The 15,630-nt window shown below is 64.0% G+C and carries 14 protein-coding genes and 1 tRNA gene; 13 read left to right on the forward strand and 2 right to left on the reverse strand.

From position 1 onward, the window contains the following. Positions 1-43: 43 nt before the first annotated feature. The 4 genes from hisS to der are packed head-to-tail and all read left to right on the forward strand — an operon-like array spanning position 44 to position 4,522. Positions 44-1,330: a histidine--tRNA ligase gene (gene hisS / locus F4036_01335; protein MYK36385.1), complete on the forward strand. Its 1,287-nt coding sequence runs from the start codon at positions 44-46 to the stop codon at positions 1,328-1,330. Then, positions 1,260-2,018: a tetratricopeptide repeat protein gene (locus tag F4036_01340; GenBank protein MYK36386.1), complete on the forward strand. Its 759-nt coding sequence runs from the start codon at positions 1,260-1,262 to the stop codon at positions 2,016-2,018. The genes hisS and F4036_01340 overlap by 71 nt, the downstream gene beginning before the upstream one ends. A gap of 2 nt (positions 2,019-2,020) precedes the next feature. Continuing rightward, complete coding sequence (gene bamB / locus F4036_01345) at positions 2,021-3,184, forward strand: outer membrane protein assembly factor BamB (protein MYK36387.1); 1,164 nt, start codon at positions 2,021-2,023, stop codon at positions 3,182-3,184. Positions 3,185-3,202: 18 nt separating this feature from the next. Beyond that, a complete protein-coding gene (gene der, locus F4036_01350) occupies positions 3,203-4,522 on the forward strand; it encodes a ribosome biogenesis GTPase Der (protein MYK36388.1) in 1,320 nt (439 codons plus the stop codon). Between the two features lie 78 nt (positions 4,523-4,600). On the opposite strand, the gene xseA is transcribed toward der, so the two are convergent. Continuing rightward, positions 4,601-5,965: an exodeoxyribonuclease VII large subunit gene (gene xseA / locus F4036_01355; GenBank protein ID MYK36389.1), complete on the reverse strand. Its 1,365-nt coding sequence runs from the start codon at positions 5,963-5,965 to the stop codon at positions 4,601-4,603. A gap of 38 nt (positions 5,966-6,003) precedes the next feature. Between xseA and guaB the strand changes: the two genes are divergently transcribed. The 7 genes from guaB (at position 6,004) to F4036_01390 (ending at position 12,776) form a co-directional block, all read left to right on the forward strand. Continuing rightward, complete coding sequence (gene guaB / locus F4036_01360) at positions 6,004-7,473, forward strand: IMP dehydrogenase (GenBank protein MYK36390.1); 1,470 nt, start codon at positions 6,004-6,006, stop codon at positions 7,471-7,473. After that, positions 7,470-9,011 (forward strand): glutamine-hydrolyzing GMP synthase, encoded by a 1,542-nt coding sequence (gene guaA, locus F4036_01365; GenBank protein MYK36391.1) that lies wholly within the window; start codon positions 7,470-7,472, stop codon positions 9,009-9,011. The genes guaB and guaA overlap by 4 nt, the downstream gene beginning before the upstream one ends. 38 nt (positions 9,012-9,049) lie before the next feature. Then, positions 9,050-9,478: a tRNA adenosine(34) deaminase TadA gene (gene tadA, locus F4036_01370; protein ID MYK36392.1), complete on the forward strand. Its 429-nt coding sequence runs from the start codon at positions 9,050-9,052 to the stop codon at positions 9,476-9,478. 45 nt (positions 9,479-9,523) lie between these two features. Next, positions 9,524-10,516, forward strand: a complete 993-nt coding sequence (locus tag F4036_01375; protein MYK36393.1) for an HlyD family efflux transporter periplasmic adaptor subunit — start codon at positions 9,524-9,526, stop codon at positions 10,514-10,516. Positions 10,517-10,533: 17 nt separating this feature from the next. Next, on the forward strand, positions 10,534-11,454 hold the full coding sequence (locus F4036_01380) for an ABC transporter ATP-binding protein (GenBank protein MYK36394.1): 921 nt from the start codon (positions 10,534-10,536) through the stop codon (positions 11,452-11,454). A gap of 134 nt (positions 11,455-11,588) precedes the next feature. Then, positions 11,589-12,641, forward strand: coding sequence for an ABC transporter permease (locus F4036_01385; protein MYK36395.1), 1,053 nt, complete (start codon positions 11,589-11,591; stop codon positions 12,639-12,641). A gap of 47 nt (positions 12,642-12,688) precedes the next feature. After that, positions 12,689-12,776: transfer RNA gene (locus F4036_01390), tRNA-Ser, on the forward strand. A 15-nt stretch (positions 12,777-12,791) separates the two neighbouring features. On the opposite strand, the gene F4036_01395 is transcribed toward F4036_01390, so the two are convergent. Then, positions 12,792-13,817 carry a VOC family protein gene (locus tag F4036_01395; protein MYK36396.1) on the reverse strand — a complete coding sequence of 342 codons (1,026 nt, stop codon included), beginning with the start codon at positions 13,815-13,817 and terminating at the stop codon, positions 12,792-12,794. Between the two features lie 41 nt (positions 13,818-13,858). On the opposite strand from F4036_01395, the gene F4036_01400 reads away from it, so the two are divergent. Further along, the gene (locus tag F4036_01400; GenBank protein ID MYK36397.1) at positions 13,859-15,214 is read left to right on the forward strand and encodes an MFS transporter; all 1,356 of its coding nucleotides are present in this window, start codon (positions 13,859-13,861) and stop codon (positions 15,212-15,214) included. A 24-nt stretch (positions 15,215-15,238) separates the two neighbouring features. After that, the gene (locus F4036_01405) at positions 15,239-15,538 is read left to right on the forward strand and encodes a rhodanese-like domain-containing protein (GenBank protein ID MYK36398.1); all 300 of its coding nucleotides are present in this window, start codon (positions 15,239-15,241) and stop codon (positions 15,536-15,538) included. The last annotated feature ends 92 nt before the right edge of the window (positions 15,539-15,630 follow it).

A 15,630-nucleotide genomic window follows, 5' to 3' on the forward strand; every position in this document is an offset into this window, starting at 1 on the left:
CGGACCGGCGCCAACAGGTCCAAAGTCAGACTGGAGGCGGCGCGTGCCGGGAAAGTCCGTTCAATCGGTTCGGGGCGTTCGCGATCTTCTTCCCGAGGACGCCGCTCTTTGGCGCAGCGCCGAGGGAATCGTCATCGGAACGTTGGAGGAGCACGGATACCGCGAGCTCCGCGTTCCGCTCCTGGAGCACGCCGAACTTTACCTTCGCTCGGTGGGTGAGGACACCGACATCGTGCAGAAGGAAATGTATACCACCCGGGGAAGCAAGGGCCGGACCATCAGCCTGCGTCCGGAAGCGACCGCCGGCATCGTGCGGGCGGCACTGGAACATGGTCTGCACCGAGGCCGCCATCGCGTCTGGTGCGCGGGGCCGATGTTCCGCCGGGAACGGCCGCAGCGCGGGCGTCTCAGGCAGTTCCACCAGTTCGACGTGGAAGCCATCGGGTTCGCGGGGCCCGACATCGACGCGGAGCTCATCGCGCTGGCCGCGCGCATCTTCGCCAGGCTGGGAGTGGACGGAATCACGCTGGAACTCAACAGCCTTGGCGGGCCCAGCTGCCGTGCGGCGTACCGGGACCGCCTGAGGGAGTACTTCGGAGATCATATGCAGTCGCTGGACGCGGACAGTCGCGCCCGGCTGGACAGGAATCCCCTGCGCATTCTCGACAGCCGCAACCCGGACATGGCCGACCTGATCGGCGGCGCCCCGGAAGTTTCCGAGTTTCTCGAGCCGGAATCCGCCGATCACTTCGCCGAGCTGCAAGCTCTGCTGATCGCAATCGGGCTGGATTTCCGCGTCAATTCCCGCCTGGTCAGGGGTCTGGACTACTACAGCAGGACCGTGTTCGAGTTTCTGACCGACCGGCTGGGAGCGCAGAACGCCGTGTGCGCCGGGGGCCGCTATGACGGCTTGGTCGAGCAGCTTGGAGGACCGCCCACGCCCGCTATCGGATGGGCGATGGGAGTCGAACGCGTGCTTGAACTCGCGCGCCTTCCGGACTCGGCCGAAGCCGAGGGTGTTTACCTGGTCCTGCTGGGCGGGGGCGCCGTGCGCAAGGCCGGCCTGAAGCTGGCCGAGAAGCTAAGGAACGAGTGCCCCGGCCTGCCCGTGCAGATGCACTGCGGCGGGGGCAAGGTCAAGGCCCAGATGCGCCAAGCAAGCCGTTCGGGGGCGCGCTACGCGCTGGTCATCGGAGAGAGGGAGCTGGACGGAGGAACCGTTGGCATGAAGGACCTGCGCGAGGAAGGCGAACAAAAGGATGTCCCGATCGAGGAACTTTCGCGCGTGTTGCGGGGGCGCTCCGACCGTACAATTCGGGATCATGGATGATTTTCTTACCGATCAACAGCAGGCGGCGCGCGTGCAGGGCTGGGTGCGCGAGTACGCGCCGACCGCTATTCTGGCCGTCGCGATAGGAATCGGCGGCTACTTCGGGTATACCCAATGGCAGGTGCGGCAGGACCGGCAGGCCGCCGAAGCATCCGAACTCTATGAGGATTTCCGGGCCGCTATCGAATCCGGCGACCGGGATTCCGCCGCGACGCTGCTGGAAAGCCTGATTGCGAACCACGAAGGCAGCGGCTATGAGGATCACGCCCGGCTGCTCATGGCAAAGCAATATGTTGATACGACGCAGCCTTCCCTGGCGGAGCAGGAGTTGCAGGCCGTCATCACAACGACTTCAAACGGCGACCTGCGGCAATTGGCGCGCTTGCGGCTGGCGCGGGTCTACCTCTACATGGATCGGCCCGAAGATGGTCTGGAAACGCTGAATTCGGACGTATATTCGCCCGCCTGGCGGCAGTTGACGGAGGACATGCGGGGCGACCTGCACCAGGCGCTGGGGCAGACGGAGGCGGCGCGCGCCGCTTACCAGGCGGCGCTGGAACATAGCGGGCAGATCGATGCAGCCTGGATTCGTCTGAAACTGGACCACCTGTCGGGGACCGGCGCCGCCGAAGCTGAGCCGCCTCAGCCGGACACGGTGGACGAAAGCGCACCTGCAGGCAAGGAATAACCATGAAGGCTCTTACTCTGCTAATCCTCGTCGCGGGTTCGCTGGCGGTCGGTGGTTGCGGAATTTTCGGCGGCGACGAGGAGAGCGAGGCGCGCCAGCCCCGCGAACTCATGGAATTCAGCGAACAGTTCCGGATTCGGCGTGTCTGGTCCGCAAGGGTCGGCGATGGCGGCGATGAATTGCGCCTCGCATTGCGGCTGGACGGCGACGGCGCCAGGATCTACGCGGCCAACGTGGACGGCGTGGTTCATGCCTTCGACGCCGCCAACGGCAGGCAGCGCTGGCGACGCGACACGGACCTCAGCCTATCCGCCGGCCCGGTTGTCGGAGACGGCGTAGTCGCCGTGGGTTCCTCCGGCGGCTGGGTCGTGGTGCTGGATGCGGACAGCGGCATCGAGGAATGGCGCGCCTATGTCAGCGGCGAAGTGCTGGCGGCGCCGGCCATCGGCGGCGGCCGGTTGTTCGTGCGCACGGTGCACGGTTTTCTCTACGCGTTCAGTCTGTCTACAGGCCAGGAACTCTGGTCGGTTTCCCAGAGCGTTCCCCGGCTCAGCCTGCGGGGTACGTCCGCACCTGTGGTGCAGGCGCAGATGGTGATCTGCGGGTTCGACAACGGGCGGCTGACCGCCTATCAGCAATCCGACGGCGCCAAGGCGTGGGACGTACCGCTCGCCGCGCCGGCGGGCCGCAACGAGCTGGAACGTCTGGTGGACCTCAACGGCGACGTGCAGGTGGTGGGCAACGACGTTTACGTCGCAGGCTACAACGGACTGCTGACCTCGGTAGCGGCGGAGTCGGGCGAGTTGCTTTGGTCGCGGGAATTTTCCGGCTACAACGGCCTGGTGGTGGACGCGAACAATGTGTATTCGGTCAGCGAAGACGGGCAGATAAGCGCCCACGCCCGCACCGGAGGCACCCCGCTGTGGAGCTCCGATTCGCTCGGCTATCGGGACCTTTCCCGTCCGTCGCTGTACGCCGCCCACGTGATGGTCGGTGACCTCGAGGGGTATCTGCACGGATTCAACGTTTTCACCGGAAGGCTGGAGGCGCGCACCCGAGCGGGGAACAGCCGCATCGGTTCGCAGCCGCTTGTGATGGGAGACAGGCTGTTCGCGCTCACCGTATCCGGCGAACTGACCGCCTGGCGCTCCGCGGCCGGCTCGTGACCCTGGTGGGGCAGGTCCATGTTGCCGGTCGTGGCCATTACCGGGCGGCCCAACGTAGGCAAGTCCACGCTCTTCAATCGGCTTGCCGGTAAACGCGAAGCCCTGGTCGCCGATTATCCCGGGCTGACGCGCGACCGCCGCCACTGCCTGGCCAGGCTGGCCGGCCGCCGCGTAATCCTGGTTGATACGCCGGGCGTCGGCGAGGGCGGCGATTGGGACGAGGCGCTTCGCGGGCAATTCGAACGGGCGCTGGCCGAGAGCGATCTCGCCGTCCTGCTGACTGACTCCCGCCAAGGACTTTGCCCGGCCGATGAAGCGGCGGCGGGCTGGATGCGCGAGGCCGGCTGTGCCGTAATCCTGGCCGTCAACAAGAGCGAAGGGCAGCCGCGGGAAATCAGCGTGGCGGAGTTTCACGCCCTCGGCATCCCCGATCCTCATGCGATATCGGCACTTCGCGGCGACGGTGTGACGTTGCTCGCGGAAGCGGTAGCGGGGGCCCTGCCGGCGGGCGCCGCAACCCTGGATGCAGACCAGGGACGCACCCGGATAGCGATCATCGGCCGCCCGAACGTCGGCAAATCGACCCTGGTGAACCGCTACCTGGGCGAGGAGCGCATGCTGGTGCGGGACCAGGCCGGCACCACCCGCGACAGCGTGCCGCTGGACTTCGAGTACGGCGGCGAGCCCTGCACGCTGGTGGATACGGCCGGCATCCGGCGCCGCGCGCGTGTCGATCCAGGGCCCGAGAGGTTATCGGTAACGCAGGCGTTGCAGGCGATAGAACAGGCGGACGCCGTCATCGTTCTCCTCGACGCCCGGGAAGGCGCAACGGAGCAGGACCTGAGGCTGATCTCGCTGGCGCTGGACCGGGGCAGAGCGCTGGTCATCGGCGCCAATCAATGGGACCGGGTTCCGGCTTCCGACCGGGCCCGCGTGAACGACGAATTAGCGCGGCAACTGAAATTCCTGGACTTCGCCGATCTGCACCGTGTGTCCGCCCTGCGTGGATGGAGCGTTACGAAGCTGCTCGACAGCGCGCTTGCGGGTGTGGAGTCGGCCAGCCGGGACCTGCCCACCGGGCAACTCAATGCAGTGCTTAGAAGGGCCGTGGAAGAACACGCGACGCCCAGACGAGGCGGACGCCGGATTCGGCTCAATTACGCACATCAGGGAGGCAAACGGCCGCCGCTGATCGTCATTCACGGGCGGCAGACGAAACACCTGCCGGACAGTTTCCGGCGCTACCTGGCGCGCCGGGTACGAACCACTTTCGGTTTACGGGGCACGCCGGTGCGCATCGAATTGCGCACGGGGTCCAATCCCTACAAGGAATCGTGACGCCAAGCCTGGGAGACACGTCGTCCCGACCTCCGCGAAGGTGGAACACCGCGAGTGACACGCCCTCGCTCCCGGGGTTTACTTTCGCACCCGGGCGTGCAATGTTCCGCGGGCAAGTCGCGCCCGTATGTCGCTCCCCGGAGCCGCCTGAGAAGCATCGGTGAGAACCCGGCCTTCGGGACCGGTCACGATGGCGTAACCCCGGTTCAGCGTGTTCTGGGGACCCAGCCCGCGCAGCGCTGAACGCGCCACGTCCAACCGCCGGTACGAGGAGGCAAGCAGGCTATGCGCGGCTGCGCCGAGACGAGGGACCAGCCACTCAAGCCGGGTCTGGTGGCGGCCGGCCACGGTCAGGGGCGAACCGGCAAGAAGCCGGGCCCGCAGCGTCGTCAACGATTGCGCGCCGGAATCCGGCAGCCGCACTGCCGTGCTGCGCATTCGGTCGTGCAGTTCGTCGAGGCGCTGACCGCATTGCATCAGCCGCGCGGGGGGTCCGGCGCGGGTCAGCCTGCCCGACAGTTGATTCAGCGATCGGCCCCGCCACGACAGCACCGATCCGGCCGCCTCCCCGATACTGCTCCGGGCGCGTTCCACCCGCCGAAGCCAGTCGGCCGCATCCGGCGTGGCGATCTCGGCCGCCTGAGACGGGGTTGCCGCCCGTCGGTCGGCAACGAAGTCCGCGATCGTGTAGTCCGTTTCGTGCCCGATTCCACTGATCAGGGGAATGGGATAGGCCGCAATGAAACGCGCCAGGTGTTCGTCGTTGAACGTGGCCAGGTCTTCCAGGTCGCCACCGCCGCGCGCCAGAATCACCAGGTCGCAGGTCTTTTGCTCCGCCGCGGCTCGCAAGGCCCCGACAACCTGTTCGCTGGCTCCCGCGCCTTGCACCTGGGTGTGGTACAGCGCCACGGGCAATGCCGGAAAGCGGTTGCGCAACACCGTGACCACATCGCGCGCCGCCGCGCTCTCCCGCGAACTGACCAGCCCGATTCGGTTCGGCAGCAGGGGAATCGACCGCTTGCGCTCTTCGTCGAACAGCCCCTCTTCCCTGAGCTGGCGCTTGAGCGCCTCGAACTGCTGCAACAGTTTGCCGACGCCGGTCTCGCGCATGCCCGAGACTATGATCTGATATCTGCTGCGAGGCGTATAGGCCTGCACCTGGCCGGTGACTATGACGCGCTGACCGTCGGCCGGCTTGAAGTTGAGGCGGCGATTGGCGGTGGCAAACATCGCGCAATCGATCAGCGCATCCTCGTCCTTCAGCTTGAAATACATGTGAAGCCCGCGGACATGCCGGAAATCGGCGATCTCGCCTTCCACCCTCACTGCCGCAAACTCGTCCCTGAGGCGGGCCGCAATGAGCCGGACCAACTGGCCGACTTGAAGCAATGGCGCGTCTTCGGTCCGCTCGCCTGCGCCGAGGTTTACCACTTCGCCACGCATTTGTAAGATAATAGCTTGTTACGCGATTGGTTCGGTCCATGCGAATCATTCAGGAAGCCCTGACTTTCGATGATGTCCTTCTGGCGCCCGCCTATTCGGAGGTCCTGCCCAGGGAAGTAAGCTTGGCAACGGCGGCGGCGCGGGACATCGAACTCAATATTCCCGTGATGTCCGCGGCGATGGACACGGTCACGGAATCGGCGCTCGCGATCGCGCTGGCGAAGGAAGGGGGCCTGGGCGTCATACACAAGAACATGACGCCGGAACTCCAGGCGCGCCACGTGGCTGCGGTCAAGAAATACGCGTCTGGCGTCGTTTCCGACCCGATTACCGTCAATCCGGAAGAAAGCGTGCGCGAGGTGCTGGAAATCACGCGCCGGAACAATATTTCGGGTCTGCCGGTGGAGGACAACGGCCGCCTGGCGGGGATCGTAACGAACCGCGACCTGCGCTTCGAAACCCACCTGGACCGCCCGGTGCGCGAAGTCATGACGCCGGAAGACCGCCTGGTCACGGTTCAGGAAAATCCCGACGAGGATGAGGTCCTGTCGCTGCTTCACAAGCACCGCATCGAGAAGGTGCTGGTGGTGGACGAAAACTTTCAGCTCAAGGGACTGATTACCGCCAAGGACTTCCAGAAGGCCAGCGATTTTCCGAACGCCTGCAAGGACGCCCGGGGCGCACTCAGGGTCGGCGCCGCGGTGGGCGCGGGGGCCGATACCGAGGAGCGGGCGGCGCTGCTGAGTGAAGCGGGCGTTGATGTCCTTGTGGTGGATACCGCGCACGGTCACAGTCGCGGGGTCATCGAACGGGTCGAATGGCTGCGCGCCAACTACCCGGACATGCGCCTCATCGCCGGCAACGTGATCAGCGGCGAAGGCGCGGAAGCGCTGATCAAGGCCGGCGTGGACGGGGTGAAGGCCGGCGTCGGACCGGGGTCGATCTGCACGACCCGCATCGTGGCCGGCGTGGGCGTCCCGCAGATCACGGCGGTGGCCGAGGTATCGGCGGCGGCGGCGAAGTACGATGTTCCGGTGATCGCCGACGGCGGCGTTCGCTATTCCGGCGACATTGCCAAGGCGCTGGCCGCCGGCGCGCACTGCGCGATGATCGGCAGCCTTTTCGCCGGAACGGAGGAGGCCCCGGGCGAGGTGGAACTCTACCAGGGCCGCTCCTACAAGTCCTATCGCGGCATGGGCTCGCTGGGCGCGATGTCCCAGCAGCACGGTTCGTCCGACCGCTACCAGCAGGACTCGACCGAGCAGCTCGAAAAGCTGGTGCCGGAAGGAATCGAGGGCAGGGTGCCGTACAAGGGCAGCCTCGTGACCATCGTGCAGCAGTTGAGCGGTGGACTGCGCGCGGCCATGGGCTACACCGGCTGCGCTTCGATCGACGAACTGCGGTCCCGTGCGCAATTCGTCCGCATCACCGGGGCCGGCATGAAGGAAAGCCACGTGCACGACGTCGCCATCACCAAGGAGGCCCCCAATTACCGGGGTCGCGTGTGACACAGGGACGTATCCTGATCCTTGATTTCGGGTCGCAAACCACGCAACTGATCGCCCGCCGTATCCGCGAGGCGGGCGTGTATTCCGAAATCCTGCCGTGGGACATCAGCGACGGCGCCGTGCGCGAATTCGCGCCGGCGGGCGTAGTGCTGTCGGGTGGGCCTCTTTCGGTTACGGGCGGGCGCACGCCGCGCGCGCCGCAAAGCGTCTTCGACCTGGGCAAGCCGGTGCTCGGGATCTGCTACGGAATGCAGACCATCGCCCATCAGCTCGGCGGCAGCGTGGAACTGGCCGACCGGTCCGAGTTCGGTCCGGCCGAGGTGCGCGTGACGTCCGAGAACGCCCTGCTTTCGGGGCTTTCCGACGAGCCGCTGGAAGTCTGGATGAGTCACGGCGATCACGTAAACGCCTTGCCGCAGGGCTTCGAGAGCATCGGCGCAAGCGACAATGCGCCGCTGGCCGCGATCGCCGACCGGGAACGTGGCCTGTTCGGCGTGCAGTTCCATCCGGAAGTGACCCACACCCGGCACGGGCAGCAGATGATCCAGCGTTTCGTGCACGATATCTGCGGCCTGGGCAGCGACTGGGCGCCGGCCGCCATCACCCACAGCGCGATCGATGAGATTCGCCGGACCGCAACCGAAGGCAAGGTCCTGCTCGGCCTGTCGGGAGGGGTTGATTCCTCCGTGCTGTCGGTGCTGTTGCAGAAGGCGGTAGGTGATCGCCTGCGTTGCGTACTGGTGGATCACGGGTTGCTGCGACTGAACGAGGCCGGGCAGGTCGTGGACACGCTGGGCCGGCTGGGCGTGCCGGTGAACGTCGTGGACGCGAGACAGCGGATGTTTGCGGCGCTTGAAGGCCTGAGCGACCCGGAGGACAAACGCAAGGCCATCGGGCGTTGCTTTATCGAGGTGTTCGAGGAGGAGGCGGCCGGTATCCCGGGCGTGGAATGGCTGGCGCAGGGCACGATCTACCCGGACGTCATCGAGTCCGCCGCCGCCCATACCGGCAAGGCCCACCTGATCAAGTCGCATCACAACGTGGGCGGCCTTCCGGAGAGGATGAAGCTCAAGCTGCTCGAACCGCTGCGCCTGCTGTTCAAGGATGAAGTCCGAAAAGTGGGTCTGGAGCTGGGCCTGCCGGCGGATTTGATCGGCCGGCATCCCTTTCCGGGTCCCGGACTGGCCGTGCGTGTGCTGGGGGAGGTACAGGAGGAGGCGGTTGAGCTGTTGCGTCGCGCCGACGATATCTTCATTTCGGAGTTGCGCAGTTCCGGCTGGTACGACAGCGTGGCGCAGGCCTTCGCCGTGTTCGTCCCTTCGCGCAGCGTTGCGGTGAAGGGCGACGGGCGCCGCTACGAACCGGTCATTGCCCTGCGTTGCGTCAACACGACCGATTTCATGACGGCAAGTCCGAGCCGGCTCCCGATGGAATTGCTTGAACGGGTCGCGGGGCGCATCGTCAACGAGGTGTCCGGCATTTCCCGCGTGACCTACGACATATCCTCCAAGCCACCGGCGACCATCGAGTGGGAGTGAAAGCGGGGCCGCGGCCTGCGGGCGACGACGAGCGTTACATGCGGCGGGCGCTTGAGCTTGCCGCGCAGGCGGGCGAAGAGGGCGAGGTGCCGGTCGGCGCCGTCCTGGTCCACGACGGGCGCATCCTGGGCCAGGGCAGGAACCGAATGATCGCGAGCGGAGACCCCACTGCGCACGCGGAGATGGAAGCTATTCGTACTGCCTGCCGGACGTTCGGCAACTACCGCCTCCCGGGCGCCGAACTGTTCGTGACGCTGGAACCCTGCGCGATGTGCGCGGGCGCTATCGTTCTGGCGCGCATTTCCCACGTGGTTTTCTCGGCGCGCGATCCCAGGTCGGGCGCCGGCGGCAGCGTTTTCGACGTCCTGGACAACGCGGCCCTCAACCATCGATGCGAAGTGCAGGCAGGACTGCTGGAGCAGCAATCGGCCGAATTGCTGCGCGCCTTTTTCCAGTCCCGCCGCTAGGAGAGCTTTCGTTATCATTGGTTTCGAAAACCATCGGTAACAAGAGTGAATCCTGAAATACCCCACACTGCGCTGCAAAAGGCAGCGTTCGCCGGGGTGATCGCGTGCGCTCTGCTCGCCGCGGGCTGCACAGGCGACTCTTCGCCGCTGCCGCTGGTGGGCACGCTGGAGCGCGAACGCATGGAGCTGGTGGCGGAGTTCCACGAGTCCATCGTGGAACTGAACGTCATCGAAGGGGAGCGGGTGCAGGCCGGGCAGTTGTTGATGCGGCAAGACGGCGCCCGGGTCGCTCAGGACCTCAAGGCGGCGGAAGCGGCCGTTACCCGGACACGCCAGCGCCTGGCGGAACTCGTTCGCGGCCCTCGCGAGGAGGCGATTCGCGCCGCCCGCGCGCGCCTTGACGGCGCAAGGGAGATTCTTGAGGTCAGCACCCGCGAACACTTGCGCGTCAGGGACCTGGCGGAACAGAACATCGCCAGCCGGACCGACGTGGATCGCGCGTTGCGGGCCGTGGAAATCGCCCGGACCGACGTGGAGGCGCTGGGCGCCGTTCTGGAAGACCTGCTGGACGGGGCCACGGTGGAAGAGCTGGGACAGGCCGAGGCCGCCGTGGACGAAGCGCAGGCCCGGCTGGAGCGCCTGCGGATCAGCGCCGAGCGCCTAGAAATCGTGGCGCCCCGAAACGGCCGGGTCGAGGCGCTGCCGTACGAGTTGGGAGAACGGCCTCCACCTGGGTCGACGCTGGCCGTGATGCTGGCCGGCGACACCCTGCATGCGCGGATCTACGTGCCGGAACCGTTGCGGGCGCGCGTTCAGCCAGGACTGGCCGCCCGGATAAGAGTGGATGGCCTTGCAAACGAAATCGAGGGCACGGTGACCTTCGTTTCCTTGGAAGCGGCGTTTACGCCTTACTTCTCGCTGACACAGCGCGACCGCAGCCGGCTCGCCTACCTGGCGAAGGTTTCGATCAGGGAAGACGCCTACGGTGATTTACCGGTCGGGCAGCCGGTGGAAGTCGACTTTCCGTCGCTCAGGTGAACGATAACGACTTTGCGATTTCCTGCCGCGGCCTGACGCGCCGCTTCGGTCCCGTAACCGCGGTCAGCAATCTCGATCTCGATGTCCCGCGCGGCCGTATCTTCGGCTTCCTGGGCCCTAACGGTTCCGGCAAGTCCACGACGATGCGGCTTTTGTGCGGACTGCTGGTGCCGTCCGCGGGGCAGGCCACCGTTCTCGGCTGCCGCGTGCCCGAGGAAGCCGAGAAACTGCGCCTGCAGATGGGCTACATGACCCAGAAATTCTCGCTGTACGAGGACCTGACCGTCCTCGAGAACCTGCGTTTCGTCGCCCGCGTATTCGACCTGGGATTGCGGCGCATGCGGGAACGCATCGAGGTCAACAGCGCCCTGTATGAACTGAACGACCTGCATTCACGCCTCGCCGGGACCTTGAGCGGCGGCCAGAAGCAGCGGCTGGCCCTGGCCGCCGTCACGCTGCACGAACCCCGGCTGCTGTTGCTCGATGAACCCACCAGCGCTGTGGATCCGCAGAGCCGGCGGGATTTCTGGGACCGCCTGTTCGAGCTGGCCGACCAGGGCACGACGATCCTCGTCTCCACTCACTTCATGGACGAGGCGGAACGATGTCACCGCCTCACTTTTCTCGATCGGGGCGCGATGGTGCGGGAAGGCCCTCCGCAGGAACTGATGGACCGGCTTGAGGCGATCACGGTCGAAGTCGCGACCCGGATGCCCAGGCGCACCCGTGCATTGCTCGACCCGAACGATTGGGTCCTGGCCGTGACCCAGCTCGGCAACCGGCTGCGGGTCATGCTCGATCCGGACACGGCGTCCCCGGTTGAACGGATCGACGCCTTACTCAAGCAGGCGTCTTTACAGGCTGCGGTGCGGCGAACGGGCGCCACGCTGGAAGACGTATTCGTGGCCGCCACGAACTTTCAAAGGCCGTCCCGGTGAACCTCTGGCGGGCGTTCACGTTCATCGTGGTGGGCCTGTGGCGGGCCTTCGTGTTCAGCCTTTCCTGGGTACCTCCGTTGCTGCGCCTGGTGCGGTTCTGGTTCCGCCGGACTTCGGCGATCGTCGACAAGGAAATGCGCCAGTTGGCTCGGGAGCGGCTGACGCTGGGAATGATCGTGGGACTGCCGCTCATCCAGATCATCCTGTTCGGCTACGCCATCAACACCGACGTGCGCCACATGGCGGCCGGGCTGGTGGACCACGCGGACACCTCGATGTCGCGGCAACTCGCGGGCGCCCTGGAAGCGAGCCAGGTGCTGGATTTCGTGAGCCGGTCGGGCGACGTGGCCGAATTGCTGGGCCAGATGCGCCGCGGCGACCTGCGTACCGTGCTCTACATCCCCGCGGATTTCGAGCGCCGCCTGAGCGACGGCGACCGTCCGCTGGCGCAATTGATGGTCGACGCCGGCGATCCGACCATCATCAGCGCGATAGAGCGGCTGGTGCAGTTTCTTCCGTCGCCGCGCGCCCAAACCGGACAGCCGGACATGCCCCTGGCGCTTCGCTTCTACTTCAACCCCGAACGGCGCTCGGCCGTGCAGATCGTGCCCGCCCTCGTCGGCCTGATTCTCAACTTCACGATGATCGTGTTCACGGCGGTCGCAGTGGTGCGCGAGCGCGAGCGCGGCAACCTGGAGTTCCTGATCACCACGCCGGTGCGCAACTACGAGCTGATGCTGGGCAAGATCGCGCCCTACATCCTGATCGGCTTGATCCAGGTGTCGATCGTCTATTTCGCGGGAACCTGGCTGTTCCGCGTGCCAACCGTGGGGTCCTTGCTCGATCTATATCTGGCCAGCCTTGTTTTCGTTGCCGCCACACTGGGCATCGGACTGTCCATATCCACGTTCGCCAAATCGCAGTTCCAGGCGATCCAGGGGGCGATCTTCTTCATGTTGCCGATGCTGCTGCTGTCCGGCTTCATGTTCCCCTTCGACGGAATGCCCAGGGTGGCCCAGTGGGTGGGGCTGCTGTTCCCGATCACGCACTTCGTGGAGTTGGTACGGGGCATCATCCTTCGCGGTGCGACCCTGGCGGATATGGCGCCACAGATGTACGCCATCTCGGGCCTGTTCCTGGTGTCGATCGCGATTCCGGTGCTGCGATTCACCAAGCGCCTGGATTAGCGTGGCGCGACAGCGGATCAGGGAGCGGCGCAATATAATCCGCCCCCGGAGGGATGCCGGAGAGGCCTAACGGCGCTGATTCGAAATCAGATGGGGGCGATCCGCCCCACGTGGGTTCGAATCCCACTCCCTCCGCCGCCATTTATCGGATCAGAGGTTTCCGACCAGGTTCCAGGAGTTTCCGTCCGGCGCAACGAACGAAATGCTTGGGGCGCCATATTCGTTTCCGCAGACGTCGGTCACGTCGGTGGCGCCGCCATCAATAACGCGGGCACGGTAATCATCGATGTCCCGAACCTGATAAGTGAAGAGCGACATGCCGAGCGAACCCGGACGGCTCTTGTCATAAACGTCAGGCATTTCCGCGCTTTCGGCCATGCGTACGATCTTCAGGCGCCCGGACAAATGGCCGGAAATGTCGAGTGACGAGCGCGGGTCATCAAAGTCGTGAATGTGATAAACCTCTTCGTCGCTCAGGGCAAAAGTCGCCTTGTTGCCGGGAGCACAGGTCGGCTTGCCTCCAAGGCTGTGCTCTTTCTGCTTCAGCAGGCCGAGGCACTGATCATAGAACGCAAGATTTGAAGGGTCGTCCGAGCGGATCATGATGCCGTGATGGGTAAACTGACTCGTCTTCAGGAAGCTGTTGTCATCAATCAGGCCATAGGTCGGCTTTTCGTAGTTGTAGCGCTCAAACAGCGCCAATCGATGAAAAGGATGCGTGACAATGCCTTCACGAATACCAATGGGTTTGGAGAAAAAGGGTTGACCCTTGTCCATCGCATACACTTGTAACCAATGCGGAATTATGTAGCTCCAGGGTTGCCCCAGGGCGATCGCATCCTCCACATGATTGAGAACGTTCAGAATACTTCGTGTCAGGACAACCCCCCACCGTCCGCCATCCTGACGCAAGTGCCTTGTGATCCCGATACCGGCATTGACCGGTTTGTCCCACTGCATGAGACGCAGGAAGCTGTGGTCCGTGTCCAGATGCTGCATCTGGACCGATTTCAGCGCTGAATCGACACCGTAAAGGCCTTTTGCTTCCCGGGCGGGCAGTGAACCTTGCCGGGTAACCTTGTATCCAAACTGTCCCCAGAACTTCATGCCCTCCGTAAGGTCGGGCACGCCTATGCAACTTTCGTACAAACCACGAATCTGCGGTGTTTCGGTCACGGTTTTTTCTCCATGTCTGCTGCCCACCCCCGGCGTCGAAGATGAGTTTGATCGACGGTAACACTTGCGGTCAAGCCGGCCCCGATCGACGGTGGCCCGCGCCACGCTATAGCTGGTACATGGTCGTACTGCTGACCATTGTCTATATTTTCTCGTTCATCGACAGATTCATTCTTGGCTTGCTTATTCAGCCCATACAGGCTGATCTCGATCTCACGGATACGCAAATAGGCTTGTTGCTGGGGCCGGCGTTTGCCATTTTTTATGTCCTGATGGGTTTGCCCTTCGGCTGGCTGGCGGACCGCAAACGCAGAACGTTCATCGTGGCTGCCGGTTTGGCAATATGGTCTGCGGCAACCGCTGTGTCCGGTCTGGTGCGGTCCTTCCTGGGACTGTTTATCGCGCGAATGTCGGTCGGAGTGGGTGAAGCCTCCCTCAGCCCATGCGCCATGTCCCTGATGGCCGATTGCTTCCCGAAAGAAAAGCGCGGTAAACCCATCGCCTTTTATTCGATGGCAATTTCTCTGGGAGCGGGCATTGCCGCCCTGACAGGAGCGGCGGTCATCGCCTGGGCAACGCAATCGGATTACGTCACCATTCCCGGATTGGGCGATCTGGCGCCCTGGAGAGTGAGCCTGCTGGTTGTGGGCTTGCCGGGTCTTTTGCTGGTGCCGTTTGTCTTGTTCCTGAGAGAGCCGGAACGCACGGTGGACACCGTCACGTCCAATGCGCAGGGCATCGGATACCGGGCCGTCTTCAGCTATATCCGCGGTCGTCCGGCCGGCTTTTTTGGAGTGGTCTGGGTCTTTGGATACGTGATTCTGATCGGCTTCAGCTCCAGTTGGGGGGCCGCGGCATTTGCCAGAACATGGGGTTGGTCGCCGGTCCAGTACGGGCAGGCCATCGGCATATTGTTCATTGTGCTGGGGCCGCTCGCCGTAAACCTTGGCGGCTGGATGTCCGACAGGTTGTTGCAAAAAGGCCACACTGCGGCGCCTTTGCTTGTGGGCTTATATGGAGTGCCTGTAATGACGGTTGCAGGGATCGTTTGGCCCCTGATGCCGTCTGCAGGCCTGGGGCTCGTTTTCCTTGGCGCGATGCTTGCCGCTGTCGCCCTGTCCACCGCAACGGGCGTAACCGCGCTCCTGAATATCATTCCGTCCAATGTACGCGGTCAGTCCGTCGCAATCTATTACATGGCCACCGCCTTGCTTGGGCAGGGCCTTGGTCCGCTATGTATCGGGCTTATGAACGATTACGTGTTCGGATACGACAATCTGCGTTACTCGATGGCGTCCTTGCCCGTGATTTTTGGCATTCCCCTGTTTCTTGCCGTGCCGTGGATTTTGAAAAATTATCGCCAATCTTTTGAGAAACTGAATAGCCCTCAATCGTAAGAATCTGTTTTTGAAAGGTATTACATGATTTCAGTGATTGCGTCGGAACAGCTTATCGAGCTTTTGAAATCGGGCATACAACCCATTCTGATTGATGTGCGGGAACCGGTGGAATTCAGGCAGGGTCACATCGCCGGCGCCAGGAATGTGCCTCTCACGGCACTGTCCGACGTTATCGCAGACTATGATCCGAATGACGAAGTTGTTTTCGTATGCCAGTCCGGACTGCGTAGCCTTCAAGCCGCCAATTTCTGGAACAGTATTGGATACGGGAAAGCGATGAGTCTGGAGGGCGGCATGGATGCCTGGAACGCCGCCCGCTAAGGCCGCGCACAGATCCATGCGTATCGAGTTTGAGAATCTCATGCCAGGTCCGTGTACCGGGTAACGGCCGCACTTATAATCAATTGACTGCG

It is taken from the genome of Gammaproteobacteria bacterium (assembly GCA_009845905.1).
GTDB lineage: Bacteria > Pseudomonadota > Gammaproteobacteria > Steroidobacterales > Foliamicaceae > Foliamicus.